1 protein-coding gene is annotated in these 1,003 nt (G+C 61.2%); it reads left to right on the top strand.

Features of this window, described 5'->3' with window-relative positions; genetic code table 11:
* Nucleotides 1–88: 88 nt before the first annotated feature.
* Nucleotides 89–1,003, top strand: a 915-nt coding sequence (locus tag VQ044_RS25345) for an IS1595 family transposase (protein ID WP_327650435.1), incomplete at its 3' end; no start/stop codon positions are given.

The following is a 1,003-nucleotide window of genomic DNA, read 5'->3' as shown; positions in this document are numbered from 1 at the left end:
GAGGCTTATCCCGTTGTCCCAGGTCGCCCTAAATGTGGTATCTTGACCCGGATGGGCTGCCGGAACGGTGGCTATGACGGGACAGCCGATGGCCAGGGCGCGATCGCTTACAGAATTCCAGGAGGCGTTTCCCGACGAGGCGGGCTGCGCGGCATTTTTGCTCGCACGGCGCTGGCCTGACGGCTTCGCCTGTCCTCTGTGCGGTAGCGTCCGCGCGGCGATCCTGAAGAGCCGGGCACACACGTATGAATGCCTCGACTGCGGTCGTCAGACCTCGATCACGGCTGGCACAGTGATGCATCGCTCCAAGCTCCCGCTGACGGTTTGGTTTTGGGCCGCGCATCTGATGTCGACGCATTCCAACGGGATGTCGGCGCGGCAGTTGGAGGATCAACTCGGTCTCACCTACAAGACCGCGTGGCTGCTGACACAGAAGCTGCGGCGATCGATGGTCGATCCGGATCGGGAACCTCTCGAAGGGGTCGTTGAAGTCGATCAAGCGGAAATCCCTTTCCGAACTGGCAACACGTTCTTCGATCCCGGCAACTCCGGGAAAATCCTCATTGCCGGTGCCGTCGAGGTGATCGATCGCGACACGAATGAGGCCAAGCCACGGCGCAAAGGGGCCAAATACCTCGATACGAGATCCGGCCGCATTCGCCTTGCCATGATCGCGGACAATTCCGCCGCCTCGATCGAGGCCTTCGTGAGAGCCAATGTGAAGCCTGGGGGCACGCTGCTCACCGACGGCCACGCATCCTATCCCGGACTGACCGACTACCGGCATGACCCGCGGGTGGTCGGCAAGATGGCAGCGCATGTCGTGCTGCCATGGATTCACCGGGTCTTCTCGTTGATGAAGCGGTGGGGGCTGGGCACGTATCACGGCCTGCGCCGCAAACATATCGATACCTATCTCAACGAGTTCGTCTTCCGCTATAATCGCCGCTTCTACAGGCACGCCTCGTTCGAAACGATACTCGGTCTCGCCACCCACCATGAG

It is taken from the genome of Aurantimonas sp. C2-5-R2 (assembly GCF_036549495.1).
In the GTDB taxonomy this organism is placed as follows: Bacteria; Pseudomonadota; Alphaproteobacteria; order Rhizobiales; family Rhizobiaceae; genus Aurantimonas; species Aurantimonas coralicida_A.
Note: the sequence above shows the minus strand (reverse complement) of the source record. Positions and strands in the feature narration are given on the sequence as shown.